General features: G+C 69.2%; 26 protein-coding genes. 8 read left to right on the forward strand and 18 right to left on the reverse strand.

The features are described from left to right. Positions 1 to 107: 107 nt before the first annotated feature. Positions 108 to 938 carry a tRNA (adenine-N1)-methyltransferase gene (locus ABIC25_RS00380; RefSeq protein WP_354559495.1) on the reverse strand — a complete coding sequence of 277 codons (831 nt, stop codon included), beginning with the start codon at positions 936 to 938 and terminating at the stop codon, positions 108 to 110. A gap of 199 nt (positions 939 to 1,137) precedes the next feature. On the opposite strand from ABIC25_RS00380, the gene ABIC25_RS00385 reads away from it, so the two are divergent. After that, a complete protein-coding gene (locus ABIC25_RS00385) occupies positions 1,138 to 2,028 on the forward strand; it encodes a RecB family exonuclease (protein ID WP_004019072.1) in 891 nt (296 codons plus the stop codon). 69 nt (positions 2,029 to 2,097) lie between these two features. Beyond that, positions 2,098 to 2,949, forward strand: coding sequence for a thioesterase family protein (locus tag ABIC25_RS00390; protein ID WP_354559496.1), 852 nt, complete (start codon positions 2,098 to 2,100; stop codon positions 2,947 to 2,949). Between the two features lies 1 nt (position 2,950). Here ABIC25_RS00390 and hisG read toward each other — a convergent pair whose 3' ends face one another. The 5 genes from hisG to ABIC25_RS00415 form a co-directional block, all read right to left on the reverse strand. Continuing rightward, complete coding sequence (gene hisG / locus ABIC25_RS00395) at positions 2,951 to 3,796, reverse strand: ATP phosphoribosyltransferase (protein WP_004019075.1); 846 nt, start codon at positions 3,794 to 3,796, stop codon at positions 2,951 to 2,953. Positions 3,797 to 3,883: 87 nt separating this feature from the next. After that, positions 3,884 to 4,147, reverse strand: a complete 264-nt coding sequence (locus ABIC25_RS00400) for a phosphoribosyl-ATP diphosphatase (protein WP_004019076.1) — start codon at positions 4,145 to 4,147, stop codon at positions 3,884 to 3,886. After that, positions 4,144 to 4,815: an HAD family hydrolase gene (locus ABIC25_RS00405; protein WP_354559836.1), complete on the reverse strand. Its 672-nt coding sequence runs from the start codon at positions 4,813 to 4,815 to the stop codon at positions 4,144 to 4,146. The genes ABIC25_RS00400 and ABIC25_RS00405 overlap by 4 nt, the downstream gene beginning before the upstream one ends. An 80-nt stretch (positions 4,816 to 4,895) precedes the next feature. Further along, positions 4,896 to 5,696 (reverse strand): helix-turn-helix transcriptional regulator, encoded by an 801-nt coding sequence (locus tag ABIC25_RS00410; RefSeq protein ID WP_033203530.1) that lies wholly within the window; start codon positions 5,694 to 5,696, stop codon positions 4,896 to 4,898. A 71-nt stretch (positions 5,697 to 5,767) separates the two neighbouring features. Further along, the gene (locus ABIC25_RS00415; RefSeq protein WP_239398683.1) at positions 5,768 to 6,238 is read right to left on the reverse strand and encodes a CinA family protein; all 471 of its coding nucleotides are present in this window, start codon (positions 6,236 to 6,238) and stop codon (positions 5,768 to 5,770) included. Between the two features lie 119 nt (positions 6,239 to 6,357). Between ABIC25_RS00415 and ABIC25_RS00420 the strand changes: the two genes are divergently transcribed. After that, positions 6,358 to 7,176 carry an alpha/beta fold hydrolase gene (locus ABIC25_RS00420; protein WP_354559498.1) on the forward strand — a complete coding sequence of 273 codons (819 nt, stop codon included), beginning with the start codon at positions 6,358 to 6,360 and terminating at the stop codon, positions 7,174 to 7,176. 3 nt (positions 7,177 to 7,179) lie between these two features. Here the strand turns inward: ABIC25_RS00420 and ABIC25_RS00425 are convergent, their stop codons facing one another. Then, positions 7,180 to 8,655: an MFS transporter gene (locus tag ABIC25_RS00425; protein WP_354559500.1), complete on the reverse strand. Its 1,476-nt coding sequence runs from the start codon at positions 8,653 to 8,655 to the stop codon at positions 7,180 to 7,182. After that, entirely contained in the window at positions 8,652 to 9,104 is a 453-nt protein-coding gene (locus ABIC25_RS00430) for a MarR family winged helix-turn-helix transcriptional regulator (RefSeq protein ID WP_354559502.1), read from the reverse strand. The genes ABIC25_RS00425 and ABIC25_RS00430 overlap by 4 nt, the downstream gene beginning before the upstream one ends. Positions 9,105 to 9,230: 126 nt before the next feature. On the opposite strand from ABIC25_RS00430, the gene ABIC25_RS00435 reads away from it, so the two are divergent. Next, positions 9,231 to 10,154 carry a manganese-dependent inorganic pyrophosphatase gene (locus ABIC25_RS00435; RefSeq protein ID WP_064571358.1) on the forward strand — a complete coding sequence of 308 codons (924 nt, stop codon included), beginning with the start codon at positions 9,231 to 9,233 and terminating at the stop codon, positions 10,152 to 10,154. Here ABIC25_RS00435 and ABIC25_RS00440 read toward each other — a convergent pair. After that, positions 10,151 to 10,918: a crotonase/enoyl-CoA hydratase family protein gene (locus tag ABIC25_RS00440; protein ID WP_354559503.1), complete on the reverse strand. Its 768-nt coding sequence runs from the start codon at positions 10,916 to 10,918 to the stop codon at positions 10,151 to 10,153. The genes ABIC25_RS00435 and ABIC25_RS00440 overlap by 4 nt on opposite strands. 38 nt (positions 10,919 to 10,956) lie before the next feature. Then, positions 10,957 to 14,547 (reverse strand): methionine synthase, encoded by a 3,591-nt coding sequence (metH, locus tag ABIC25_RS00445; RefSeq protein ID WP_354559505.1) that lies wholly within the window; start codon positions 14,545 to 14,547, stop codon positions 10,957 to 10,959. Between the two features lie 51 nt (positions 14,548 to 14,598). Between metH and ABIC25_RS00450 the strand changes: the two genes are divergently transcribed. Then, positions 14,599 to 15,477: a PAC2 family protein gene (locus ABIC25_RS00450; RefSeq protein WP_004019089.1), complete on the forward strand. Its 879-nt coding sequence runs from the start codon at positions 14,599 to 14,601 to the stop codon at positions 15,475 to 15,477. A 16-nt stretch (positions 15,478 to 15,493) separates the two neighbouring features. Here the strand turns inward: ABIC25_RS00450 and ABIC25_RS00455 are convergent, their stop codons facing one another. From ABIC25_RS00455 to ABIC25_RS00480, 6 genes are all read right to left on the reverse strand, one after another. After that, complete coding sequence (locus tag ABIC25_RS00455; protein ID WP_004019090.1) at positions 15,494 to 15,802, reverse strand: hypothetical protein; 309 nt, start codon at positions 15,800 to 15,802, stop codon at positions 15,494 to 15,496. A 56-nt stretch (positions 15,803 to 15,858) separates the two neighbouring features. After that, positions 15,859 to 17,109 carry a cysteine--1-D-myo-inosityl 2-amino-2-deoxy-alpha-D-glucopyranoside ligase gene (gene mshC, locus ABIC25_RS00460; RefSeq protein WP_354559506.1) on the reverse strand — a complete coding sequence of 417 codons (1,251 nt, stop codon included), beginning with the start codon at positions 17,107 to 17,109 and terminating at the stop codon, positions 15,859 to 15,861. An 84-nt stretch (positions 17,110 to 17,193) separates the two neighbouring features. Continuing rightward, on the reverse strand, positions 17,194 to 18,057 hold the full coding sequence (locus ABIC25_RS00465; protein WP_354559507.1) for an SCO1664 family protein: 864 nt from the start codon (positions 18,055 to 18,057) through the stop codon (positions 17,194 to 17,196). After that, the gene (locus ABIC25_RS00470) at positions 18,020 to 18,754 is read right to left on the reverse strand and encodes a DUF3090 domain-containing protein (RefSeq protein WP_004019095.1); all 735 of its coding nucleotides are present in this window, start codon (positions 18,752 to 18,754) and stop codon (positions 18,020 to 18,022) included. Before ABIC25_RS00470 ends, ABIC25_RS00465 begins: the two co-directional genes overlap by 38 nt. A gap of 25 nt (positions 18,755 to 18,779) precedes the next feature. Beyond that, on the reverse strand, positions 18,780 to 19,541 hold the full coding sequence (locus ABIC25_RS00475; RefSeq protein WP_004019097.1) for an MSMEG_4193 family putative phosphomutase: 762 nt from the start codon (positions 19,539 to 19,541) through the stop codon (positions 18,780 to 18,782). A 68-nt stretch (positions 19,542 to 19,609) separates the two neighbouring features. Then, on the reverse strand, positions 19,610 to 20,452 hold the full coding sequence (locus ABIC25_RS00480) for an undecaprenyl-diphosphate phosphatase (RefSeq protein ID WP_004019098.1): 843 nt from the start codon (positions 20,450 to 20,452) through the stop codon (positions 19,610 to 19,612). Between the two features lie 100 nt (positions 20,453 to 20,552). Between ABIC25_RS00480 and ABIC25_RS00485 the strand changes: the two genes are divergently transcribed. The 3 genes from ABIC25_RS00485 to ABIC25_RS00495 all read left to right on the forward strand — a co-directional run bounded on the left by ABIC25_RS00485 (position 20,553) and on the right by ABIC25_RS00495 (position 23,190). Continuing rightward, positions 20,553 to 21,629: a YncE family protein gene (locus ABIC25_RS00485; RefSeq protein WP_354559508.1), complete on the forward strand. Its 1,077-nt coding sequence runs from the start codon at positions 20,553 to 20,555 to the stop codon at positions 21,627 to 21,629. A 95-nt stretch (positions 21,630 to 21,724) separates the two neighbouring features. Beyond that, positions 21,725 to 22,060 (forward strand): DUF5703 family protein, encoded by a 336-nt coding sequence (locus ABIC25_RS00490; RefSeq protein ID WP_239398667.1) that lies wholly within the window; start codon positions 21,725 to 21,727, stop codon positions 22,058 to 22,060. Next, positions 22,054 to 23,190, forward strand: a complete 1,137-nt coding sequence (locus tag ABIC25_RS00495) for a quinone-dependent dihydroorotate dehydrogenase (RefSeq protein ID WP_354559510.1) — start codon at positions 22,054 to 22,056, stop codon at positions 23,188 to 23,190. The genes ABIC25_RS00490 and ABIC25_RS00495 overlap by 7 nt, the downstream gene beginning before the upstream one ends. A 66-nt stretch (positions 23,191 to 23,256) precedes the next feature. Here the strand turns inward: ABIC25_RS00495 and ABIC25_RS00500 are convergent, their stop codons facing one another. Both ABIC25_RS00500 and ABIC25_RS00505 read right to left on the reverse strand, forming a co-directional pair. Continuing rightward, positions 23,257 to 23,802, reverse strand: a complete 546-nt coding sequence (locus ABIC25_RS00500) for a YbhB/YbcL family Raf kinase inhibitor-like protein (RefSeq protein WP_354559511.1) — start codon at positions 23,800 to 23,802, stop codon at positions 23,257 to 23,259. 130 nt (positions 23,803 to 23,932) lie between these two features. Continuing rightward, on the reverse strand, positions 23,933 to 25,267 hold the full coding sequence (locus tag ABIC25_RS00505) for a M20/M25/M40 family metallo-hydrolase (protein WP_354559512.1): 1,335 nt from the start codon (positions 25,265 to 25,267) through the stop codon (positions 23,933 to 23,935). Positions 25,268 to 25,317 lie beyond the last annotated feature (50 nt).

The raw sequence follows: 25,317 nt of genomic DNA on the forward strand, positions 1-25,317 counted from the left end.
CCGCGACGCGGAATCGCCGTCTGCCGCGCAATCGCCGGTGTTGACGGTGTGTTAAATGTGCGTCTTCGCAACGTATTCGCGATGTTTCACCGCGACCTCGGACGGGGTCAGCCCTTGCTGGGTCGACGCTGCGGGCGCAACGTGGTGGTCCCGTCGGCCAGCCGCCGGGCGGTGATCAGAAAGGCGGTGTGGCCTTGCATTTTGTGTTCGGGCCGCACCGCGAGGCCCACCGCACTCCACTCGCGCAGCAGAGTCTCCCAGGCCCGGGGCTCGGTCCAGCACTCCTGTTCGCGCAGGGCCTCCATCACCCGGGACAGCTGGGTGACGGTTGCCACGTACACCGTCAAGACCCCGCCTGGTTTCAACACCGTGCGGACCACGTCGAGGGGTTCCCACGGCGCGAGCATGTCCAGGATGACCCGGTCGAACCGTTCGTCGGAATCCACGTTGGCCAGGTCGTCGACCGTCAGGTGCCAGTTGTCCGGGCGTCCGCCGAAGAAGGTCTCGACGTTGCGGGTCGCGTACTCGGCGTGGTCATCCCGGATCTCGTAGGAGACGACCTCGCCGTCGGCACCGACCGCCCGCAGCAGCGAACACGTCAGCGCACCCGACCCGGCACCGGCCTCGAGCACCCGCGCACCCGGGAAGATATCGCCCTCGAGCACGATCTGCGCCGCGTCCTTGGGGTAGATGACCTGGGCTCCGCGCGGCATCGACAGCACGTAGTCGACCAGCAGCGGCCGCAACGCGAGATATTGGGTCCCGCTGGTCGCGGAGACGATGCTGCCTTCGGGCGAGCCGATCAGATCGTCGTGGGAGATCGCCCCGCGGTGGGTGTGGAACTGCTTTCCCTCGTCGAGCAGCACCGTGAACTTGCGCCCCTTGGCATCGGTCAGCTGAACCCGGTCGCCGACGGCGAACGGTCCGGTGGTGGGCACTGGTGCTTCCTCTCGTGAACGATCCGAACCCGCGCGCCTGCGCGCAGCGGTTCGTGGGCCGTGTGGACGTTACCCGACCAGGTGGGTCCGACCCGCCTCGTGTCACCCGTCGCGCGGTCGGAGACGCGGTCCCGTGCGACCCGAGTGTCGGGGCGCCGGCCTGTCGGGGCCGGCGCCTACCCTGCGAAGGGTGAGCACGATGACCGGTGTCGGGGACACCTCGACCAGCACGACCCCAGCCGGGGTGCCCGGCCCGGATTCCCAGGGCACCGGCGGGCGCGGCATCGTCGGGCGGCCGCTGGCGCTGTCCCCGTCCCGCGCCGCGGACTTCAAGCAGTGCCCCCTGCTCTATCGGTACCGCGCGATCGACCGGTTCCCGGAGACACCCACGGCCGCGCAGACCCGGGGCACCGTCGTGCACGCGGCGCTGGAGAACCTGTTCGACCTCCCGGCCGAACTCCGCACCCAGGACTCCGCCGAGCTCCTGGTCGAGGGCGCCTGGGCCGCGCTGTGCGAGGGCGACCCGGACCTGGCGAAGGTGATCGGTGAGGGCGGGCAGGAGGCCTTCCTCGCCGACGCGTACAAGCTGATCGCCACCTACTACACGATGGAGAACCCCACCGCGTTCGACGCCGACGCGGTGGAGGAACACGTCGAGATCGACGCCGACGACATGCTGATGCGCGGCTTCATCGATCGCATCGACGTCGCGCCGACCGGCGAGATCCGGGTCGTCGACTACAAGACCGGACGATCCCCGGGCGAGGCCTACGAGGCCAAGGCGCTGTTCCAGATGAAGTTCTATGCGCTCGCGATCCTGCGCACCCGCGGGGTGGTGCCGGCCCGCCTGCAACTGATGTACCTCTCCGACGGGCAGCAGCTGATCTATCGCCCGGACCACGACGAACTGCTCCGCTTCGAGCGCACCCTGCGCGCGATCTGGCAGGCGATCCGCGCGGCCGTGACGTCCGGCGATTTCCGACCGAAGAAGTCCTGGCTGTGCAAGTTCTGCGAGCACCACGCCCGCTGTCCCGAGTTCGGCGGTGAGGTCCCGCCGTACCCGGGCCCGCCGCCGGGATTCGCGGCCTGATCCCGCGCCGGCAGCCCGTCGGCGTGCCCCCGCACCGGACGACTATGTCGATGGTCATAGAGTGGCCGGGTGGAGAACTCGTACTACGAACCCATCGACGCCCCGTCGGATGCTGCGAGGTCTGACTCCGAGCACGACTTCGAGTACTTCCGCCCGACCGACGCCACGCTGAGCGTGTGGTCGCCGACCATGCAGCACGGCGGTCCCCCGTCGGCCCTCCTGATGCGGTCGCTGCTGCGGTGCGAGCCCGATCCGGCCCAGCACTTCACGAGGGTGACCACCGAGATCCTCGGCCCGGTGGGGTTGGGCGTCAACCGGGTGTCCGCCCGGGTCGTACGACCCGGCCGCCAGATCAGCCTCGTGGAGGCCGAACTGCAGGTTCAGCAGGCCGACGGGACGTTCCGCGCCGCCGCACGATCGGTGGGTTGGCGTCTGCGCGTCGCCGACACCGCCGAGATCGCCGACGGTCCCGCTCCCCTGACCCCCGAACCGGACGAGTCGAAGGCGTTGATCGGTTTCTCCGACGACAGCGGCGAGGCGGTCGACTGGGGCACGCTGGGATTCATCGGGACCGTCGAGTCGATCCGGGTCGAGGGACGCAACGGGACGACTCCCGCGGTGTGGCTACGGCCGGCGATCCCGCTCGTCGCCGACGAGAAGATCGCGGACCTCGAGTCGATGTTCACCGTCATCGACGTCGCCAACGGGCTGGGAACCCGGCTTCGGCCGAACCGGTGGACCTGGATGAACACCGACACCACCGTGCACCTGACGCGCGTCCCGAGCGGACCGTGGGTCGGCATCGACGCCCACATGATCACCGGCCCGGACGGATTCGGCAGCACCTTCGCCGACCTCTACGACGCCTCCGGGCACATCGGCCGGTCGGCCCAGACGGTGATGCTCAGCGCGGTGCCGTAGCTCAGAACCGGCAGGAGCGGATGTCGGTCGCCAGGATTGCCTTCGCGCCCAGCTCGGACAGCTCGTCCATGAGGTTCTGGTGATCCTTGCGGGGCACCATCGCGCGGACGGCGACCCAGTCCGGGTCGGCCATCGGTGCCACGGTCGGCGACTCGAGACCCGGGGTGAGCAGCGATGCCCGGTCGAGAAGTGAACGGGGGCAGTCGTAGTCGATCATCACGTACTGCTGTCCGAACACGACGCCCTGCACCCGGGCGACGAACTGGCGTTCGGCCTTGGTGAGGTCGGCGTCGCGACGGGAGATCAGCACCGCCTCGGAATCGCACAGCGACTCCCCGAACGCGGCCAGATCGTGCTGACGCAGCGTACGGCCGGAGCCGACGACATCGGCGATCGCGTCGGCGACACCGAGTTGGATCGAGATCTCGACCGCACCGTCGAGCCGGATGATGTCGGCGGTGATGCCGTGTCCGGCCAGATCCGCACGCACGAGGTTCGGGTAGGACGTGGCGATGCGTTTGCCCGCGAGATCGGCCACGCTCCACTGCTGGTCGGCGGGCGCCGCGTAGCGGAAGGTCGACGAGCCGAAGCCCATCGCCAGCTGCTCGGAGACCTCGGCGCCCGAGTCCCGGGCGAGGTCGCGCCCGGTGATGCCCAGATCCAGGCGGCCGGATGCGACGTAGATCGCGATGTCCTTGGGGCGGAGGAAGAAGAACTCGACGTCGTTGTTGTTGTCGAGGACCGTCAGGTCCTTGGCGTCGGTCCGGCGGCGGTATCCGGCCTCGGAGAGGATGGCCGACGCGGATTCGGAGAGCGCACCCTTGTTGGGTACGGCCACTCGCAGCATCTCGATGTCCTTTTCGTGGGGGTCGCGCCCGTCGGGGGCGCGGTGACAGTGGGGTCGTGCGGGATCGATCTGGACCGGGTCAGCCGGTCACAGATGTCGGTACACGTCCGGCAGCGTCAGTCCCCGCTTGATCATCATCACCTGCAGCCAATAGACGAGTTGCGAGATCTCCTCGCCGAGCGACTCGTCGGACTCGTGTTCGGCGGCGAGCCAGACCTCACCGGCCTCCTCGATGATCTTCTTGCCCAGCGTGTGCACACCGGAGTCGAGGGCGGCGACGGTACCCGAACCCTCGGGACGGGTCTGCGCCTTGTCGCTGAGTTCGGCGAACAGCTCCTCGAAAGTCTTCACGATTCCTCATTTTTGCATGTCGAGATGCGCGCGAGACCGCCGGTCCATGCGTCGGCGACATCGTCGAGGTCCAGCCCGACGAGGGAGGTCCGGAAGACTCGCAGCCGACCCGGCTCGACCGGTGCTGCGGACTCGACGACGAGCGTCGGACAACCGGCCGCCGACGCCGCCGCGGCACCGGTCGGCGAGTCCTCGACGGCCAGGCAGTCGGCTGCCGGGACATCGAGGAGCTCCGCGGCGCGCACGTAGGGGTCGGGAGCCGGTTTGCCCACGGCGACCTCGTCGCCGCAGACCGTCGTGGTGAAGCGTTCTCGCCCGATGGTCTCGAGGGCCACCTCGGTGAGCTCCCGCACGGTGTTCGTCACGAGCACCATCGGGATCCCCGCCGCGGCCACCAGGTCCAGCGCTTCGGGTGCGCCGGGACGCCACGGCAGGTCGTCGGCGAACAGTTCGGCGACCCGGTCGAGGGTCCAGCGTCCGTCGGCATCTGGATCGCGGTCCGCGGCGGACAGACCGGCCGCGTCGTGCACCTTCGCCAGCGCGTCGGGCAGCGAGTTCCCGAGGGTGGATTCGCGGAGTTCCGGCGACATGACGAGGCCGTGCCGCGCGGCCAGCTCGGCCATCGCGACATCCCAGATCGGTTCGGAGTCGAGCAGCGTGCCGTCCATGTCCCACAGGACCGCGGCGGGCAAACGAGTCCCCGAGGGCGTGATCGAGGTGGTGGACGTGCGGGCGGAGGCGGTGTCTGTCACCCCTGCATCATCGCAACCCACTGCTCGGTGGGCTCGTCGGCGGGGTAGAACAGCTCGATGGTCAGCTCGTCGAGAGTGACATCGCGCGGCGAACCGAACGTGGTGAGGGTGCTGAAGAAGGACAGGACCTGATCGCCGAGTTCGAGTTGGAAGGGCACCAGCAACTCCGTCTTGTCCGGAGGGCCGGCACGGTCGCGCGCCAGGCGACCGTCGAGGTCGGCGACGGACGGATACGCCGACACCTCCCGTTCGAGATCGGCGAGGCGGGGGTCGCCGGTGATCCGCGCCATCCGCCGGAGCAGGTCGAGGAGGTAGGTCGCCCAGTCGTCGAAGTTGTGCGTCCGTTGTGCGAAGCCGTCCGGATGCAGCGAGACCCGGAACAGGTTGACCGGGACCGAGTGCAGTTCGCGGGGCAGCATCTCCAGGAGCGTGAGCGCGGTGTCGTTGGCCAGGACGACGTTCCAGGCGCGATCGAGGGCCACGCCCATGTTCGGGTTGTGGGCGTCGAGCAACCGCTGGACGGACGACCGTACACGCACCATGGTGTCCGCATCGAGCGGTTCCTCGCTGTATCGAGGCGCGTGCCCTGCCGCGAGGAGGAGCGAGTTGCGCTCCCGCAGAGGCACATCGAGCCGCTCGGACAGGGCCTCGAGGAGCGCGGGACTCGGTCGGGACCGGCCGGTCTCGACGAAGCTGAGGTGGCGTGGTGAGACACCGACCTCGTAGGCGAGGTCCAGCTGACTCAGCGAGCGACGAGAGCGCCACTGCCGCAGCATGCTCCCCACCTCGACCGTCATGAGGGCCATGCTAGGTCCCGGACGGTGCCGCCACGACTACCTCGCGGGTAACGGCCACCAAGTCCGGGACATCAGGACTTCAAGCAGGACTCGATCAGCTCCAGCGAATGGCCGATGGTCTTGGCCAACACTTCCTCGGGCTCACCGTCGAACACCTCTCGGGACGCGCTGACCCGGCCCCGGTGATCCAGTCCGAACCACACCGTGCCCGGCGCCGCCTCATCCGGTTCGGGCCCGGCTTCGCCGGTCACCGCGACGACCAGGTCGGCGTCGAAGAGGCGCGCGGTCGTCGCCACCATTGCGCGCGCCGCCGTCTCGCTCACCACCGGCCCCTCGGGCACCTCGAGCAGGCTGTACTTCACGTCCTTGTGGTACGCGACGACGCCTCCGCGGAACCACGTCCCGGCATCGGGCGCCTTGCTCAGCTCCGTCGCGAGATTCCCACCGGTCAGCGACTCCGCGACCGCAATCCGTACACCGGCCTCCATCGCGGCGTCGGCCACGCGTCGGCAGGTCTCCGAGAAATCACTCACGTCCGACATGTGTCGCTCCCTTCGAGTCGGCGTCGGTCATCGCTGGTTCGTATCCATTCGACCGCACCCTGAAACGACTACCTGGTAGGTAGTGGTGCCGGCGGAACCGGGTGCGAGAGGTTGGGGACATGACCCGCATCGAGAGCCACCCGGTTTCCGCACTGCACACGACGGTGCTCGTCGCGCCGGCGATGGGAGTGCCCGCGCGTGTGTACCGTCGCCTGACCGAGGCGCTGACGAGGACCGGATTCGACGCCCGGATCGTCCCGCGCCGCGGGATCGAGGAGGGCAGCGACCCACCATCTCGACGTTCCGACTGGTCCTATGCCGACGAGGCGGCTGATCTGGCCGACGCCGTGGCCGCGGCCCGGGCGGACGACACCGAGACGAGGGTTCTCGTGCTCGGTCACAGCCTGGGTGCGCAACTGGCCGCGATGGTGGCCCGGCGGGAGGAGGATGCCCCCGACGGGATCGTGGCGATCGGCGCGTCGGTCCCCCACTGTCGCCACTACGGCGTGCGCGGGGTCCCGCTCGCCGCACTGGCCGCGTCGGTCGCCCCGATCGCGGGGATCACCGGCCGGTGGCCACGACGCGGCTTCGGCGGTCCGACGCCGCGCACGCTGATGCGGGAGTGGGCACGCATGGTGCTGACCGGGCGGGCGCCGTTCCCACTCGACTCCCGAATCGCGGTGCCGGTGTTGTCGATCCGGCTACACGACGACGAGGTCGTCACCGACCGTGCGGCCTCGGCGTTCGACGCCGCGTTCGCAGCGGAGGCGATCACCCACTGGCGCTACGACGACGCGCACTGCCCGGCGGGCGGGACCACCACTCACATCGGATGGGCCCGCACGCCCGACCCCGTCGCGCAGCGAATCGCGGACTGGTGGGATTCGCACACGATCGTGACGCCGGCGACCACCGAGTCCGACGCCGTCCGGCAGTGATGGTCAGGGCGCCCAGGTCCCCGACGTGGACTCGATCCGTTCACGGGTACGGGCGGCGGTGCCACGAGCCCACGCACCGGTCGAGACGATGGCGAGTACGAGGACTGCGACACCACACAGGGCCATGATCAGCCACACCGGGCGGGCGGCCGCGGCGAGATCGTCGGCGACCGCCCCCTCGATCCCGGCGAATGCCACCGCTCCGAACGCCGCGACGCCGAGGGCAGTGCCGACCTGTCGACCGGTCGAGGCCATCGCCGACGCCAGCCCCGCCTGTGTGCGCGGCATCCCGGACACCGCACCGTTGGTGATCGGTGCGTTGAGGAACCCGAAACCCAGTCCGAAGACCAGGTACGACGCACCGACGTAGACGAGAGCGGTGTCGTTGCCCAGGCCGGTGAGCATCAGTGCGCCCGCCACCATCGCCACTCCCCCGATCACCATCGGCGTCCGGGCTCCCCGGTCGCCCACGAGCCGACCGGCGATCGGTGCGCAGACCACCGAAGCCGCCGCCATCGGCAACATCATGAGTCCGGCGCTCAGCGGCGACATCCCGCGAACCTCCTGTAGATACAGCGTGTTGAGAAACAGGAAGCCACCGGTGGCGGCGAAAGCGAGGACCGCACATGCCACCGAGCTCGAGAACGGCGCGCTTCGGAAGAACCGCGGGTCGAGAAGTGGTTCCGTGCGGCGACTTTCGTATGCGATCAGCGCGACGAGCGCACCGGCGGAGACGACGAAACACGCGACCACGGCCGGGGACGTCCAGCCCAGGGGACGCCCCTCGATGATGGCGAAGGTGAGGGTGGCGAGGAAGGTCAGGATCAGGACCTGGCCGACCGGGTCCGCCCGACGGGCTCGGTCGGCCTTGGACTCCGGGACGAAACGCACCGTCAGAGCGACGGCCAGCAAGCAGACCGGGACATTGAGCCAGAAGATCGCCTCCCAACCGATTCCGGTGACGAGCGCGCCACCGACGACCGGCCCGAATGCCAGACTCATGCCGAATGCGGTGCCCCACAATCCGATTGCCTGGGCGCGTTCTCGTGGATCGACGAAGACGTTGGTGACGATCGACAGCGCGACCGGGTTGAGCATCGCCCCGCCGACGGCTTGCAGCATGCGCGCCCCGATGAGCGCCTCGGGTGTGGGCGCCAGCGAGCACAGCACGGAGGCGACACCGAAGGTCACCAGACCCACCTGGAAGACCCTCTTGCGGCCCAGACGATCTCCGAGTGATCCACCGAAGATCAGCAGGCTCGCGATCACCAGCGCGTACGAGTCGAGGACCCATTGCAGCTGTGCAGGCGTCGCACCCAGGTCCGAGCTGATCGACGGCAGTGCGACGTTCACCGCGGAGACGTCCAGGCCGACGATGAAGAGACTGAGACAGCAGGTGGCGAGGATGACGAGCCGATCCCTACGCGTGAGGACGCCGTCGGCCGAGCGGGCGCGCAACGCTGCACGTGCAGCGTTCACGACTCGGCCGCCTCGCGGAGGAGGCCGAGCAGGTCCGCGAGCTGCCGGAGCTGTTCCTCGTCGAGCGCGGCGAACATGCCGGGGGCCGTGGCCGGGTTCGCGGCGACCTCGTCCACCACACGACGTCCGACGTCGGTGATCGTGACGCGTTTGAATCGGCCGTCGTCGGCGTCGGGCTCCCTGGTCACGAGCCCGCGGATGACGAGATCGTTGACGATGCCGCTCATCGCCGACGCGTCCACGCCCATCCGTTCCGCGAGGTCCCGCTGGGTCATCGGCCGTACCGCGACGCGGCGGAGTGCCCGGAACCGGCTGAAGGGGATGTCGATGACTTCGCTGATGCGGTCGCGCGATTGCTTGGCCTGATCGCGGACCAGGCTGTTCATCGTGAACCACACCTCGGTCGCGGTCTGCGAGTGTGCGCCGAACGCGTCATCAGTTGTAGACATACAACAATTGTATATTTACAACTACCTTCTGGCAATGACCGTCGAGATGGAGCCGTGTTCCGGGGGTTCACGATGTACGGCGCCGTAGGCTGGGATTCAGCAACGTCGAGCGAAAGCTGAGTCGCCATGTCGAAGATCTTGGTCATCGGACACCGCAACCCCGACACCGATGCCATCGGGGCCGCGATCGGCCTCGCCTCCCTCGAAGCCGCGCTGGGCAGTGACGTCGAGGCCGTCGCCCTGGGCCGGCCGAGTCTCGAAACCGCCTTTGCGCTAGAGCATTTCGGCCTCGACGCGCCCCGCGTGATCGAGACCGCAGCCCCGTCGGACGTGATGCTCGTCGACCACAACGAACGGCAGCAGAGCGTCGCCGACATCACCGATGTCACCGTGCTGAAGGTCATCGACCACCACCGGATCGCGAATTTCGAGACCGCGGCGCCGCTCTACGTCCGGGTCGAGCCCGTCGGGTGCACATGCACGATCCTCACCCGCATGTATGCGGAGAACGGGGTCGACATCCCGCGCGCCGAGGCGGGGATCATGCTCTCGGCGATCATCTCTGACACCCTGCTCTTCAACTCGCCGACCTGCACCGACGCCGACCGCGCGGCCGCCGCGGAGCTCGCCGCGATCGCCGGCGTCGACGTGGACGAGTACGGTGACGCACTGCTCCGCGCGGGCACCGCCCTCGGCGACGATCCGGCGTCGACGATCATCGGCCGGGACTCCAAGAGCTTCGCGATGGGACCGAAGACGGTGCGGGTCTCCCAACTCACCACGGTCGACTCCGCCGAGGTGCTCGACCGCCGCGACGAGTTCTTCGCCGCGATGACCGCCGAGAAGGACGCCGCAGGCTACGACCTCTACCTCCTGCTGATCACCGACGTGATCGCCTGCGACTCGGACCTCCTGGTGGTCGGCGAACCCGTTACGGCCGTCGAGCAGGCCCTGGGGGTCACCGTCGCCGACGGCCACGCCTTCGGCAAGGGCGTCGTGTCCCGCAAGAAGCAGATCGTGCCGCAGCTGACCGAGGTACTGGACGTCTAGCTGCCGACGCCCTCACCGTGCCGGCCCGCTCCCCCGGCGAATCGGGTTGCCCCGGCGAGTGTGTCGGTCGCCAGGGAGACCATGCCGTGCCGCAACTCGTTGCCGATCGCCGCATCGGTGTCCAGGCCGTCCTGTTCGAGGACCGACAGTCGGTCCTCGCGCATGCAGGTCTGCGGAAACCCGGCGATCTCGGTGGCCAGGGTGATCGCGGCCGGCAGCGACGTCCCCGACGGTACGACGCGATTGGCGAGCCCCATCGACAACGCCTCCGCCGCCGGGACCGCCCGGCCGGTCAGCACGAGATCCATGGCCCGGCTCTCGCCGATCAGGCGCGGCAGACGGACGGTGCCGCCGTCGATCAGCGGGACGCCCCAACGGCGACAGAACACCCCGAACACGGCGTCGTCGTCGGCGACACGGAGGTCCGCCCACAGGGCCAGCTCCAGTCCGCCGGCCACGGCGTGCCCCGAGATCGCCGCGATCACCGGTTTCGACAACGTCATCCGCGTCGGACCCATCGGCCCGTCGCCGTCGGGCGCCACCCGGTTCGGCACGCCGTCCGAGATCGCCTTGAGATCGGCCCCGGCACAGAACGTCCCGCCCTCGCCGTAGAGCACCGCGACGGACACCGAGTCGTCGGCGTCGAACCGGCGGAACGCATCCGCCAGCGCGTCGGCCGTCGCCCGGTCGACGGCATTGCGCCGATCCGGCCGGTCGATCCCGATGATCCGCACCGGCCCCTCGGTCCGCTCCAGAACCGTCATCGCCTGTCCCCCGTCCCTCGATCCGCTGCGGACGTACCTCAGGTGTTGAAGTACTTCGCCTCCGGATGGTGCAGCACGAACGCATCGGTCGACTGCTCGGGATGCAGCTGCAACTCCTCCGACAGCTCGACACCGATCCGACCGGGCTCGAGCAGCTCGATCATCTTCGCCCGGTCCTCGAGGTCGGGGCAGGCCCCGTAGCCGAACGAGAAACGCGCGCCGCGGTACTCGAGATCGAAGAAGCCCTGCGCGTTCTCCGGGTCCTCGCTGTCCATCGTGCGGTCGCCGAACGTCAGCTCGCTGCGCACGCGCTGATGCCAGTACTCGGCGAGCGCCTCGGTCAGCTGGACGCCGATGCCGTGCACCTCGAGATAGTCGCGGTAGGCGTCCTCGGCGAACAGCGTGTTGGCGAAGTCGGCGATCGGCTGACCCATGGTGACGAGCTGGAAGGGCAGCACGTCGACCTTGCCCGCGGCCTTCGCGTCGTCGCGCGACCGGATGAAGTCCGCGATGCACAGGAACCGCGACCGCTGCTGACGCGGGAACGCGAAGCTGAACCGCACCGGCGCATCCGGTTCCGGCTCGGTGAGCACGTGGACGGTGTCGCCGTCGCTGACCGCCGGGAAGTACCCGTAGACGACCGCGGCGTGCTGCAGGATGTTCTCGGTCGACAGGCGATCGATCCAATAGCGCAGGCGCGGCCGGCCCTCGGTCTCGACGAGCTCCTCATACGACGGTCCGTCACCACCGCGGGCGCCGCGAAGACCCCACTGGCCCAGGAACAGCGCGCGCTCGTCGAGGAGCTGCATGTAATCCGCGATCGGGACGCCCTTGACGATCCGCGACCCCCAGAACGGCGGCGTCGGGATCTCGTTGTCGGCGGCCACATCCGAGCGGGCCGGCACCTCCACGGGCTCCTCGGCGGCCTTGCGTTTCGCGGCGATGCGCTTCGACCGGTCGTGCCGGGCCTTGCGTTCGGCGGCCTTCTCCGCCGCCGCCTTCGCCTCGGCGCTGTCCGGATCGGGCCCCCCGCCGCGCTTCGTCGCCATGATGTCGTCCATCAGGCGCAGTCCCTCGAAAGCGTCACGCGCATAATGCACGTCGCCCTCGTAGGTCTCGGAGAGGTCGTTCTCGACGTAGGAGCGGGTGAGCGCGGCGCCACCCAGCAGCACCGGGTACTCGTCGGCGAGACCGCGGGAGTTGATCTCCTCGAGGTTCTCCTTCATCACCACGGTCGACTTCACCAGCAGCCCGGACATGCCGATGACGTCGGCCCGTTTGTCCGCCGCGACGTCGAGAATGGTCGCGATCGGCTGCTTGATGCCGATGTTGACGACCTCGTAGCCGTTGTTGGACAGGATGATGTCGACCAGGTTCTTGCCGATGTCGTGCACGTCGCCCTTGACGGTGGCGAGCACGATGCGACCCTTGCCGTCCTCGCCGGTGGCCTCCATGTGCGGCTCGAGATGCGCCACCGCGGTTTTCATCACCTCGGCGGACTGCAGCACGAACGGCAGCTGCATCTGACCCGAACCGAAGAGCTCGCCGACGGTCTTCATCCCCGACAGCAGAGTGTCGTTGATGATCGACAGCGGCGGCACCTGGGTCATCGCCTCGTCGAGATCGTCGGTGAGCCCGTTGCGCTCGCCGTCGACGATCCGGCGCTCCAGCCGCTCGAACAGCGGCAGCTTCGCCAGTTCCTGGGCCCGCGACTCGCGCGCCGAGGCCGCGGAGACACCTTCGAAGAGCTCCATCAACTTCTGCAGCGGGTCGTAGCCCTCGCGACGACGGTCGTAGACGAGATCGAGGGCGACCTCGCGGTGCTCCTCCGGGATCCGGGCCATCGGCAGGATCTTCGACGCGTGCACGATGGCCGTGTCGAGGCCGGCCTGCACGCACTCGTGCAGGAAGACCGAGTTGAGCACCTGTCGCGCAGCGGAATTGAGCCCGAACGAGATGTTCGAGATGCCCAGCGTGAAGTGCACGTCGGGGTGGGCCTCGTGCAGGCGGCGGATGGCCTCGATGGTCTCGATGCCGTCGCGCCGGACCTCCTCCTGACCCGTCGAGATCGGGAAGGTCAGCGTGTCGAGGATGATGTCCTCTTCGGCGAGGCCCCAGTTGCCGGTGATGTCGGCGATCAGCCGCTCGGCCACCCGGACCTTCCAGTCGGCGGTGCGCGCCTGCCCCTCTTCGTCGATGGTCAGCGCGACGACCGCCGCGCCGTGCTCGACGACGAGCTGCATGATCTTGGTGAACCGGGAGTCCGGTCCGTCGCCGTCCTCGTAGTTCACCGAGTTCACCGCGCAACGCCCGCCCAGGGACTCCAGACCGGCACGGATGACCTCCGGCTCGGTGGAGTCGAGCATGATCGGCAGCGTCGACGAGGTCGCGAATCGGCTGGCGAGGGCGGTCATGTCGGCGGCACCGTCGCGGCCGACGTAGTCGACGTTGAGGTCGAGCATGTGGGCGCCGTCGCGGGTCTGGTCCTTCGCGATGTCGAGGCACTTCTGGTAGTCCTCGGCGATCATCGCCTCGCGGAAAGCCTTGGAGCCGTTGGTGTTCGTGCGCTCACCGATGACCAGGAAGCTGGCGTCCTGGTCGAAGGGCACCGCGGAGTACAGCGACGACGTCTCCGACTCGTGCTCCGGGGTGCGGGTCGCCGGGGTCACCTCGGCGACCGCCGCCGCGACCTGCCGGATGTGTTCGGGCGTCGTCCCGCAGCAGCCGCCGACGAACTCCAGTCCGAACTCGCCGACGAACTGCGCCATGGCCTGCGCCAGTTCCTCGGGTGTCAGCGGGTACTCGGCACCGTTGGCGCCCAGGACCGGCAGACCGGCGTTCGGCATGACCGACACCGGGATGCGGGCGTGCTTGGACAGGTATCGCAGATGCTCGCTCATCTCCGCCGGACCGGTGGCGCAGTTGAGGCCGATGAGGTCGATCCCGAGGGGTTCCAGCGCCGTCAGTGCGGCCCCGATCTCCGACCCGAGGAGCATCGTGCCGGTCGTCTCGACCGTGACGTGGGAGATGATCGGGATCCTGCGACCCACCCGCTCCATCGCGCGGTGCGCGGCGACCACTGCCGATTTGACCTGCAGCAGGTCCTGGGAGGTCTCGATCAGGACCGCGTCGGCGCCGCCCTCGAGCATGCCGATCACGCACTCGAGGTAGGCGTCGCGGATGGCCGCATAGGTGGTGTGGCCGAGGCTGGGCAGCTTGGTGCCCGGCCCGATCGATCCGAGGACGAACCGGGCGGTGCCGTCGGCCGAGGGACCCATCTCGTCGGCGACGCCGCGCGCGATGGCCGTGCCCTTGTACGACAGCTCCCGGATGCGGTCGGCGATGTCGTAATCGCCGAGATTGGAGAGGTTGCAGCCGAAGGTGTTGGTCTCGACGGCATCGGCGCCGGCCTCGAAATAGGCACGATGGATGCCCTCGAGGACGTCGGGCCGGGTGTCGTTGAGGATCTCGTTGCAACCCTCGAGGCCACGGAAGTCGTCGAGCGTCAGATCCGCGGCCTGCAGCATGGTGCCCATCGCCCCGTCGCCGATCAGCACCCGGCGCGACATCGACGACAGGAAGGTCGTGTCGAAATCGCGAGGATCGGTTCCGGAGAAATCAGGGGACATGGTTGACAGCGTAGTTCGCCCTCTCTGCGTGTTCGGTCGTAGGCTGGATCGGTGAACGCTGAGCAGACGTCGAACCTTCCCCAGCTGCGCAGACCCATTCTGCTCGCGGCCTTCGAGGGGTGGAACGACGCCGGGGACGCCGCCAGCAGCGCTGTCGAGCACCTGGCACTCGAATGGGACGCCCGACCCCTCGCCGACATCGACTCCGATGAATACTACGACTTCCAGGTCAATCGCCCCACTGTGAATCAGATCGACGGTGTCACGCGCCGGATCGACTGGCCGACCACCTCCATCTCGTACTGCAGTCCGCGTGGCGCCGACCGCGACATCGTGCTGGTCCGCGGCATCGAACCGAACATGCGGTGGCGGGCGTTCTGCGCCGAGATCGTCGACCTCGCGCAGGAGCTCGGGGTCGAGACCACGGTGATGCTGGGCGCGCTGCTCGCCGACACCCCGCACACCCGGCCGGTGCCGGTCACCGGCGCGGCCTACAGCAGCGAGTCCGCGGCCCGGTACAACCTCGCCGAGAGCCGCTACGAGGGCCCGACCGGAATCACCGGGGTTCTGCAGGACCTCTTCGTCCAGGCGGGCCTGCCGGCCGTGTCGTTCTGGGCGGCGGTCCCCCACTATGTGTCGACGCCGCCGAACCCGAAGGCGACCGTCGCACTGCTGACGCGGGTCGAGGAGGTCCTCGACATCGAGGTACCGCTCGGCACGCTCCCCGAGCAGGCCGAGGAATGGGAACGCGCGGTCACCGAGATGACCGAGGACGACGAGGAGATCGCGGACTACGTGCGCGGGCTCGAGGAGCGCGGGGACGCCGAGGTCGATCCGGACGAGGTGATGGCGAAGATCGACGGCGACGCACTCGCCGCCGAGTTCGAGCGCTACCTCAAGCGCCGCGGCCAGGGGCCGTTCGGTTCCTGAACCGGGCGACCGGGCGTCAGCCGATCTTCTCGATCGAGACCACGGGGGTGGTGATCCGCCACGTGCGGACGTCCGGGTCGTCGGCGGCCCGGACCCAGAACTGTGCGGATTCGCCCAGGCGACACGACTTCACGCCGAGCAGCGGGATGTCCTCGGAGTCACGCCGGAGCCGGCTGACCGTCCAGTCCTCGTTGTCGGTGCCACCGACCCCGGGAGCCCGGAGAAGCGTCATCTCGGTGAAATCCAGCAGGTAGGTCGACGTCCGGGTGACGACGGTGTACACCCCGGCGTCGGTCTCGGGTCGGATCTCTTGCACGCGCGCCACGTCAGCACTCTACCCAGACGCCGGCGAGCCGACATCTCGGTGTGGGACGACGCCGCTCAGGCGCCGGGGACGAGCGGAATTCCCAGCAGGGCGTCGACCGCGTCGGCGAGCGCGGCCGGCGCCGTCGTCGACGAACCGATGCCGGTGCGCACGTCCGCGCACCAACCGTCGACTGCGGCAAGCGCTTTCGGGGTGTCGAGATCGTCGGCGAGGTGCTGGCGGATGCGGGCGATGACCGGCTCGGCGTCGGGACCGGTGCTCGCGCCGAGCGCCGCACGCCACCGGGCGAGGCGTTCGACGGCCGTGTCGAGGACCTCCGCGGTCCACATCCGGTCACCTCGGTAGTGGTCGGCGAGCAGGGCGAGGCGGATCGCCGCCGGGTCCACGCCGTCGCGACGCAGCACCGAGACGAACACCAGGTTGCCGCGACTCTTGGACATCTTCTCGCCGTCGAGGCCGACCATCCCGGTGTGCACGTAGTGCCGGGCGAACCGTCGCGAACCGGTGAGGGCCTCGCCGTGGGCGGCCGAATACTCGTGGTGCGGGTAGATGAGATCGTTGCCGCCGCCCTGGATGTCGAACTCGATGCCGAGGCGGTTCAACGCGATCGCCGAACACTCGATGTGCCAGCCCGGCCGGCCCGGACCGAACGGTGAGTCCCACGACGGCTCGCCGGGCCGCACGGCACGCCACAGCAGGGCATCGAGCGGGTCGCGCTTGCCGGGACGATCGGGGTCGCCGCCGCGTTCGGCGAAGAACCGCGCCATGGTCTCGCGGTCGTACCCCGACTCGTAGCCGAACTGTTCGGTGGCGTCGGTACGGAAGTACACATCCGGGAACTCGGCGTCGTCGACGGTGTAGGCGGCACCGGAGGCGAGCAGCTTGTCGACGACCTCGACGACCTCGTCGACCGACTCGACCGCGCCGATGTAGTCGCGCGGCGGCAGGACCCGCAGGGCGGTCATGTCGTCGCGGAACAGCTGCGTCTCCCGGGCCCCGAGGTCGCGCCAGTCGACGCCGTCGCGATCCGCCCGCTCGAACAGCGGGTCGTCGACGTCGGTCACGTTCTGGACGTAGTGGACCTCGTGGCCTTGATCGCGCAGCACCCGATTGACCTGGTCGAAGGTCACATAGGTGGCCGCGTGCCCCAGGTGGGTGGCGTCGTACGGGGTGATACCGCAGACGTAGATGGTCGCGGTGGCGCCGGGGGCGACGGGTCGGACCGCGCGATCGGCGGTGTCATAGAGACGGAGGGCGGGTCCACTACCCGGAACGGCGGGGAGTTCGAGATCGGGCCACGACTGCATGCGTCCACTGTATTGCCCGCCGGCCGTGTATCGCGTTCGGGGCCGAGCAGTTCGGTCCCCTCGTGCCGAGTGCGCCGGACTCCCTCAGAACGGCGGCCACGGTATCGGCCGATGACCCGGCGGATGCGGCATGGTCGCGCTCTCGGCGACCACGATCGCCCGGATCGCCAGCGACTCGATCTCGTCGGCGGTGATGTGCTCGGCGAGCTGCGTGCGCAGCGTCGACCCGTCCGTCTCGAGCCGCTCGGCGAGTTCGGCGACGTCGGCGACGAGGTGCCCGGGCACCGGCTCCCCCGCCCAACCCCACAGCACTGTCCGCAGTTTGTCCTCGCCGTGCAGGCAGATGCCGTGGTCGATCCCGTAGACGACACCGTCCAGACCCTCGAGCACGTGTCCGCCCTTGCGGTCGGCGTTGTTGAGGATGACGTCGAGCACCGACATCCGCTGCAGCCGCGGGTCGTCGGCGTGTACCAGGACGACGGGGTCGCCGTACGGGTCGTAGGCCTGGAGCACGGCGAGGTACCCGGCGGGCACGGCCCCGACCGGGCAGAGGTCGACGAGGTCGATCCGCGGCTCGGTCTCCGGGATCGGATGGTCGGTGTTGTCGGGTGTCTCGACCCAGCGCTGCACCATCCCCGGCCCGAGCGGGCCGTCGCGATGCACCGTCGTGGGAATCGTGTCCCAGCCCAGTGCCTCGGAGATCAGATACGACGCCACCTCTCGCCCGGCGAGGGTGCCGTCGGGGAAGTCCCACAGCGGGACCTCGCCGCGGACCGGCTTGTAGACACAGCGCACCGACGTCTGGCCGTCGAGCACCGCGTCGCACACGAGGGTCGCGTTGCTGGCCGAGGGGATCCGGCCGAGGATCGTGAGTTCGCCTTCGCGGAGGACGTGGTCGACCGCGGGCTCGTCAGTCACGTGCGGAGGGGCCGGTGTCGCCGGGCTCATCGGGTTCGTCCGGGTCACCGGGCTGAGGTGCGTCCCCCGCCTGGTCGAACGGCTCCTCGTCGGCCGTCAGGCCCGGATCACTCTGTGCGGCAAGGCTGTTGAAGACCTCGGGATCGATGAAGTCGAGGGACTTGCTCAACTCCGCGTCCCGCTTGTAGCCGTTGGTCCGGATACACAGGTGCCCCTCGGGATCGAGCGGTTCGCTGCACAGCGGGCACGGCTGCCGGCCGGCCGAGATCACCTTCGACGACCGTGCGGCGAACTCGCGGGCGGCGGCGGTGGTGAGAAAGACGCGCACGGCGTCCGGACCCTCGTCGGTGTCGTCGAGAACGACACTCTCGTCGAACTCCCCCTCGGTGATGGCGAGCAACTCGACCACCACGGCCTCGGACTCCGCGTCCCACCCCAGACCCATCGTGCCGACGCGGAACTCGGCGTCGACGGGCATCACCAGCGGGCTCAGGTCGCCGACCCGGTCGGTCTCCGGCGGGATCGGCGTGCCGAAGCGGCGGTGGATCTCGTCGAGCAGCGCACCGATCCGATCGGCCAGGATCTGGACCTGCTGCTTCTCGAGCATCACGCTGATGATGCGGGCCTCGTGGACCGCCTGGAGGTAGAACGTACGGTCGCCGGGCTGCCCGATCGTGCCCGCCACGAAGCGGTCCGGGCTGCGGAACACATGGATGGCTCGAGACATCACACCTCCTTCGTCGTCTGGTTCATTATCCCGATGTCGCCGGGATCGTCGCGGCGCCGTTCGCCGACGGCGTGACATCCGCCCCGGTGTCCCCGCCGACGACCGCGTCATCGGCCGGGCGCTGCCCGTCCTGCGCCGGCGGCGGGGGCTTCGGTATCGACAGCGTCTCGGTCGTGTTCACGGTGTGCACGTACGGCCGCGACGAGGCGTACCTGATCACGCTGATCGACGCCGGTTCGACGACGATGCGTTGGAAGGCGTCCAGGTGGGTGCCCATGGCGTCGGCGATGATCGCCTTGATCACGTCGCCGTGCGAGCAGGCGATCCACACCCCGGAACCGTCGGGCCCGCCGTGGATCCGGTCCAGTTCACGGATCGCGCGCACCGCCCGCGCCTGGACGTCGGCCAGCCCCTCCCCGTCCGGGAACACCGCGGCCGACGGTTGTTGCTGCACGACCTTCCACAGCGGTTCCTTGAGCAGTTCGGAGATCGACCGCCCGGTCCACCCGCCGTAGTCGACCTCCGCGAGGTCGTCGACCACGATCTCGGGCGGGGCCTGCCCGTCCGCGCCCAGCGCGGCCAGCAGCGGCGCGACCGTCTCGGCACATCGGTCCAGCGGCGAACGTGCCACCGCCCGGATGGAGCCGAGATGGTCGCCGAGGCGTCGAACCAGATCATCGGCCTGGGCGCGCCCGCGGTCGTCGAGATGGACGCCGGCGCTGCGACCGGCGAGCACCCCCGAGGTGTTCGCCGTCGAACGGCCGTGCCGGAGAAGGATCACGGTCATCCCACAACCATAGGCACCGGCCCCGCGGGGCCGCACAGCGCGCGGAGTCCGGCGCGGCGGGCGGGGCGTCAGGTCGCCGAGATCACGCCCGTCGACAGCAACACGATCAGGGTCACGCCGAGCACGACGCGGTAGGCACCGAACCAGTTCATCGAGTGCGCGCTGACGAACTTCAGCAACCACGCGATCGCGGCATAGCCGACGACGAACGCGATCAGCGTCGCGACGAGCAACTGGGACCCACTGGCCTCCATGCCCTCGCCGCTCGGGTTGAAGGCGTCCGGCAGGCTGAACAGACCGGACGCGGTGACCGCCGGGATGGCCAGCAGGAACGAGAAACGGAAGGCGGCTTCCCGTTCGAGCCCCAGGAACAGGCCCGCACTGGCCGTCGCGCCGGAACGGGACACCCCCGGGATCAGCGCGAGGCACTGGGCACCGCCCATGACGAGACCGTCGCGGAGGGTGAGCTGCTCGAGGTTCCGCTGCTTCTGCCCGTACCGCTCGGCGAGCCAGAACACCCCCGCGAACACGATGAGCATGATCGCGACGAGCCACAGGTTGCGCCCCGTGGTGCGGATCTCGTCTTTGAACAGGTAGCCGATCAGGCCGATCGGGATGGTCGCGAAGATCACATACCAACCGATCCGGTAGTCGAGGTTCCGCTCGTCGGCATGCCGGAGACCACGGAACCAGGCCGTGATGATGCGGACGATGTCCCGGGCGAAGAAGACGAGGACGGCGGCCTCGGTGCCGAGCTGGGTGACCGCGGTGAACGAGGCGCCGGCGTCCTCGCCGAACATCAGCTCGGAGGCGATCCGGAGATGCCCGGAGGAGGAGATCGGCAGGAACTCGGTGAGGCCCTGCAACGCCCCGAGGACGATCGACTGGGTCCACGTCATGGTGTCGGTCACGGCGCCCGATGCTACTTGGGACCGCGGCGCCCGACCCGACACGGCACGCGCCCTCGACCCGCCTGAGTGCCGCGCGGACGCGGTCACGCAAGATGGGGTCATGTCCTCGCCGCGACCATCCCGCACCCCTCACCAGTCCCGCACGGGCATGTCGCGCCTGCGGGGTCCGGTCGCCGCAGCGGCGGCCCTGGTGATCGGTGTGGGCATGATCACCGCGTGCGGCTCCGACGACAGCACCCCCGACGTACCGACCGTGACGCCGGCGACCGCGCCGGAGGCCCCGGCGAGTTCGGCGACGGCGCCCGCGGGCACCGTCGTCCCGGCGCCTGCCGGAGCGCGCGCCCTCGCGACGTCGGGTGGCAGCGTCGCGGTGCTCTCCGCCGACGGCAACCAGATCCTCCGGTACGACACCGGCAGGGTGACCTCGCCACCGCAGACCATCACCGTGCCCGGCCTCACCGCCCTGGCCGCGGGTGACGACGGCGCATACGTCGGCGCCGGCCCGGGTGCCCTCGTCGTCGTCGATGCGGAGGGCCGGGTCCAGACCGGCGACCTCGAATCCGACCAACCGACCGCGGTGGCGCGGACCACGTCCGGCTTTCTCGTCGTCGGCACTGTGGACGGACGAGTTATCGTGTACGACAACAACTTCGCGAAGAAGCACGATCTCGATCGGTTCGTGCGGGTGGACTCGCTGACCGCTGCGCCGGACTCCGCGGAGGGGCTCGGCGGGCAGGTCGTCGTCCTCGACCGCGCACAGTCGTCGGTGACCCCCGTCGACCCGGAGTCCGGCGACCTGGGGCCGGCGCTGCGAGCGGGCAACGGGGCCACCAACTCCACCGTGGACGAGTTCGGACGGGTGCTGGTCGCCAACACCCGCGACGGCGAGATCCTCGGGTTCTTCGGATCGCCGCTGGTGATGCGGTTTCGCTATCCGGTGGCGGACGGACCGTACGCCGTAGACTACGACGACACCCGGGACCGGCTCTGGGTGTCGACGACCGGCAACAACGAGGTGGTGGCATATGACCTGGCAGACGGTGAACCCACCGAGATCCAGCGGTTCGCGTCGGTCGTGCAGCCCGACCGGATCGCCGTCGACTCGTCGGGCACCGTCTATGTGCTCTCCGCACGGGACGGCGGGCTGCAGGTCGTCCCGGATGGGCGGGCCGGATGACTCCCGAAGCGAGCGGGCCGCATGACTCCCGGCGCCGGGAGCGAAGCGAGCGGGCCGCATGACTCCCGGCGCCGGGAGCGAAGCGAGCGGGCCGAATGACTTCTGACCGTTCGACCACGCGATCCACGCGTACCTCGGCACGGCACGGTTCTCGTTATCCGGACGGGTGGGAGGTCACCACCGAGGATGTCGAGTGCGTACTGCTCCGTCTGCCGCCCGACGTGACCCGCGTGACCGCCTCGATGCGGTTGGCCCTCGAAGCCGAGTTCGGCGGTTGGGAACTGTCGCGGGTGCGGCTCTACTCCGACGGCACCCGCAAGGTATTGCTGAAGCGGCGCCGACCGCCGCGGGGATCCCGCGGCCCCGACTCGACCCATGAGCAGTCCCCTGACCAGAACGGCCACGATCCCCGGAGCGCACGCGCATGCTGATGTCCCGCGGCACCACCGGAGCGCTCGTCGTGCTCAACCGGTGGTGCTATCCCCTGCTGCGTTCGACGATGTTCCGTGTCGATCCGGAGCGGATCCACCACATAGTCTTCGCGGTCCTGCGGGTCGTCGGACGGTTTCCGCTCCTGGCGTTCCTGACCGCCAAATTGCTGGCCCGGCACGATCCGGTCCTGCGCACGCGGGTCTTCGGTGTCGACTTCCCCGCCCCGATCGGTCTGGCGGCCGGGTTCGACAAGACCGCGGGCGCGGTGAACACCTGGGGTCAGATCGGGTTCGGTTTCGCCGAGATCGGCACGATCACCGGTCAGGGGCAACCCGGCAATCCGACGCCGCGGCTGTTCCGGCTTCCCGCCGACCGCGCGCTCGTCAACCGCATGGGTTTCAACAATCCGGGCGCGGAGGTGGCCGCGCAGCATCTGACCGGCGTGCGACGGGGCCCGGTGTCGGTGCCCATCGGCGCCAACATCGGCAAGACCAAGGTCGTTCCGGTCGATGACGCGATCGACGATTACCGGCGCTCGGCCGAGTTGTTGGGTCCGCTGTCGGATTTCGTCGTCGTGAACGTGAGCTCGCCCAACACCCCGGGGCTGCGTGATCTGCAGGCCGTGGATTCACTTCGGCCCATCTTGGCCGCGGTGCTCGCCGCGGTGCATGTACCGGTGCTGGTCAAGATCGCGCCGGATCTCGTCGACGACGACGTCGACGCCGTGGCGGACCTGGCCGTCGAGCTCGGCTTGGCCGGGATCGTCGCCACCAACACCACGATCGGCCGCGAGGGTTTGCGCACCGCATCCGACGAGGTCCGGGAGATCGGTGCGGGTGGACTCTCCGGGCCACCGGTCACCGCGCGGTCGCTGACCGTGCTGCGGCGCCTCTACAACCGGGTCGGCGGACGGATCGCGCTCGTCAGCGTCGGTGGCATCGAGACCGTCGACCAGGCCTGGGAACGCATCTGCGCCGGCGCCGACCTGCTGCAGGTCTACACCGGCTTCATCTACGGCGGCCCGGTGTGGCTCGCCGAGTTGCACGCCGGCCTCGCGCAGCGGGTGCGTGCCGGTGGCTTCGCCTCGATCTCCGACGCGGTGGGGTCCGCGGCTCGCAACCAGCCCTGAAAGACACCGATCGCCCGGCACGACTCGTACCGGGCGATCGGCGACAGAGGGCGCCGGAGGGAGGACTCAGACGTTCTCGCCCGGCTGTTCGTAGGTGCCGATGAGGGTCGCGCGCGCGATCGCGTGGGAGAACAGGTTGAAGCCCAGGTACGCGGGTGTCGCGTTCTCCGGTAGGCCCAGGGACTCGGTGTCCACGGCGTGGACGACGACGAAGTACCGGTGCGGTCCGTGTCCAGGCGGCGGCGCCGCACCGATGTAGCGGCGCAGCGAGGCGTCGTTGGTGAGCGTGACCGCACCATCGGGCAGCCCGGCCCCCTCCTCGTCACCTGCGCCTTCGGGCAGGCTCGTGACCGAGACGGGGATGTCGGCGACCGCCCAGTGCCAGAATCCGGCGGCGGTCGGAGCGTCGGGGTCGTACACGGTGACGGCGAAACTCTTGGCCTCGGCGGGGAACCCGGACCAGCTGAGCTGCGGCGAGAGGTCCTCCCCACCCGCGCCCATGATCCCGCTCACCTGCCCGTTGGCCAGCGCGGCCCCGTCGGTGAGGCTCTCCGAGGTCAGGGTGAAGCCGGGCAGGCTCGGTAGCGGGGAGTACGGGTCGAATGACGACATGTGTTCACCTTTCTCACGTTTCGCGCGTCGGAAGAGTGCCGGGCATTCTCCGACGCGGGTGGTCCCGGTCGGGAGGAAGGCCGTGCCGCCCACTGTAGTGGTGTGTCTCAGTGGTGTGTCTCGGATGCGTTCAGCTGTGCCGCAGAAAGTGCTCGAAGACCTTGGTGCCGAACAGAACCGAGTCGACGGGAACGCGCTCGTCGACGCCGTGGAACAGTGCCGCGAAGTCGAGTTCGGGCGGCAGCTGCAGCGGCGCGAAGCCGAAGCAGCGGATCCCGAGTTTCGCGAACGCCTTGGCGTCGGTGCCGCCGGAGAGCATGTACGGCACCGTCTTTCCCTGTGGATCGTGCTCGAGGATGGCGGCGTTCATCGCCTCGACGAGGTCACCGTCGAACGTGGTCTCGTAGGAATCGAGATGAGTGATCCACTCGCGGCGCACGTTGGGCCCGATGAGTTCGTCGATCTCCTTCTCGAAGGCGGCCTGGCGTCCGGGCAGGACGCGGCAGTCGATGACCGCCTCGGCCTTCTGCGGGATGACGTTGGCCTTGTAGCCGGCCTTGAGCATCGTGGGGTTGGCGGTGTCGCGCAGTGTCGCACCGATGATCCGCGCGAGATTGCCCAGTTTGAACAGCGACGTCTCCAGGTCGGGGGCCTCCGGGCTCAGGTCGAGACCCGTCTCCGCGCTGACCTCGGCCAGGAACTGGCTCACCGATTCCGTCATCACCAGGGGAAACGTGTGCCGTCCGATCCGGGCGACTGCGTCGGCGACCTCGGTGACCGCGTTCTCGTCGTGCAGAAACGACCCGTGTCCGGCCCGCGCCTCGGCGGTCAGGCGCATCCAGGCCAGACCCTTCTCCGCGGTCTCCACGAGATAGAGACGCTTCTGGGTTCCGTCCGGCCGGTCGACGGTGAGCGAGAAGCCACCGACCTCGCCGACCGCCTCGGTGATGCCCTCGAACAGGTCCGGACGGTGCTCCACCAGCCAGTGCGAACCCCAGGCACCACCGGCCTCCTCGTCGGCGAGGAACGCGAACACGATCTCCCGGGGCGGAACCGTGCCGTCGCGCTTGAACTGCCGGGCGAGCGCGAGCGCCATCCCGGCCATGTCTTTCATGTCGACGGCGCCGCGGCCCCAGATGTAGCCGTCCTTGATGGCGCCGGAGAACGGATGCACGCTCCAGTCGGCCGGCTCGGCCGGGACGACGTCGAGGTGCGCATGCACGAGCAGCGCGCCGCGGTCGGAATCCGCCGGTCCGGCCAGCCGCGCGAAGACGTTCCCGCGGCCGGGACGTCCCGACTCGACGTACTGGGTGGTGTAGCCCACCTCCTCGAGTTGCTGGGCCACCCACTTGGCGCAATCCTCTTCGCCTTTGGTGGTCTCGGGTTCACCCGTGTTGGAGGTGTCGAACCGGATCAGCTGGCTGACCAGATCGACGACTTCGTCGGTCGCAGACTGTGAAGACACCCCTCACTCCTACGGGATTTGGGATACGCGGGCAACCTCGGTTAGGGTTA

Source organism: Gordonia sp. PvP123 (genome assembly GCF_040547295.1).
Taxonomy (GTDB): Bacteria; Actinomycetota; Actinomycetes; order Mycobacteriales; family Mycobacteriaceae; genus Gordonia; species Gordonia terrae.

What these genes read in the sequence shown, in the direction of transcription:
- ABIC25_RS00385 (WP_004019072.1), top strand. Translation starts at nt 1,138, where the DNA reads ATGACCGGTGTCGGGGACACCTCGACCAGCACGACCCCAGCCGGGGTG.
- hisG (WP_004019075.1), bottom strand. Translation starts at nt 3,796, where the DNA reads ATGCTGCGAGTGGCCGTACCCAACAAGGGTGCGCTCTCCGAATCCGCG.
- ABIC25_RS00405 (WP_354559836.1), bottom strand. Translation starts at nt 4,815, where the DNA reads ATGGACGGCACGCTGCTCGACTCCGAACCGATCTGGGATGTCGCGATG.
- ABIC25_RS00410 (WP_033203530.1), bottom strand. Translation starts at nt 5,696, where the DNA reads ATGACGGTCGAGGTGGGGAGCATGCTGCGGCAGTGGCGCTCTCGTCGC.
- ABIC25_RS00415 (WP_239398683.1), bottom strand. Translation starts at nt 6,238, where the DNA reads ATGTCGGACGTGAGTGATTTCTCGGAGACCTGCCGACGCGTGGCCGAC.
- ABIC25_RS00420 (WP_354559498.1), top strand. Translation starts at nt 6,358, where the DNA reads ATGACCCGCATCGAGAGCCACCCGGTTTCCGCACTGCACACGACGGTG.
- ABIC25_RS00430 (WP_354559502.1), bottom strand. Translation starts at nt 9,104, where the DNA reads ATGTCTACAACTGATGACGCGTTCGGCGCACACTCGCAGACCGCGACC.
- ABIC25_RS00435 (WP_064571358.1), top strand. Translation starts at nt 9,231, where the DNA reads ATGTCGAAGATCTTGGTCATCGGACACCGCAACCCCGACACCGATGCC.
- ABIC25_RS00440 (WP_354559503.1), bottom strand. Translation starts at nt 10,918, where the DNA reads ATGACGGTTCTGGAGCGGACCGAGGGGCCGGTGCGGATCATCGGGATC.
- metH (WP_354559505.1), bottom strand. Translation starts at nt 14,547, where the DNA reads ATGTCCCCTGATTTCTCCGGAACCGATCCTCGCGATTTCGACACGACC.
- mshC (WP_354559506.1), bottom strand. Translation starts at nt 17,109, where the DNA reads ATGCAGTCGTGGCCCGATCTCGAACTCCCCGCCGTTCCGGGTAGTGGA.
- ABIC25_RS00465 (WP_354559507.1), bottom strand. Translation starts at nt 18,057, where the DNA reads ATGAGCCCGGCGACACCGGCCCCTCCGCACGTGACTGACGAGCCCGCG.
- ABIC25_RS00470 (WP_004019095.1), bottom strand. Translation starts at nt 18,754, where the DNA reads ATGTCTCGAGCCATCCATGTGTTCCGCAGCCCGGACCGCTTCGTGGCG.
- ABIC25_RS00475 (WP_004019097.1), bottom strand. Translation starts at nt 19,541, where the DNA reads ATGACCGTGATCCTTCTCCGGCACGGCCGTTCGACGGCGAACACCTCG.
- ABIC25_RS00485 (WP_354559508.1), top strand. Translation starts at nt 20,553, where the DNA reads ATGTCCTCGCCGCGACCATCCCGCACCCCTCACCAGTCCCGCACGGGC.
- ABIC25_RS00490 (WP_239398667.1), top strand. Translation starts at nt 21,725, where the DNA reads ATGACTTCTGACCGTTCGACCACGCGATCCACGCGTACCTCGGCACGG.
- ABIC25_RS00495 (WP_354559510.1), top strand. Translation starts at nt 22,054, where the DNA reads ATGCTGATGTCCCGCGGCACCACCGGAGCGCTCGTCGTGCTCAACCGG.
- ABIC25_RS00500 (WP_354559511.1), bottom strand. Translation starts at nt 23,802, where the DNA reads ATGTCGTCATTCGACCCGTACTCCCCGCTACCGAGCCTGCCCGGCTTC.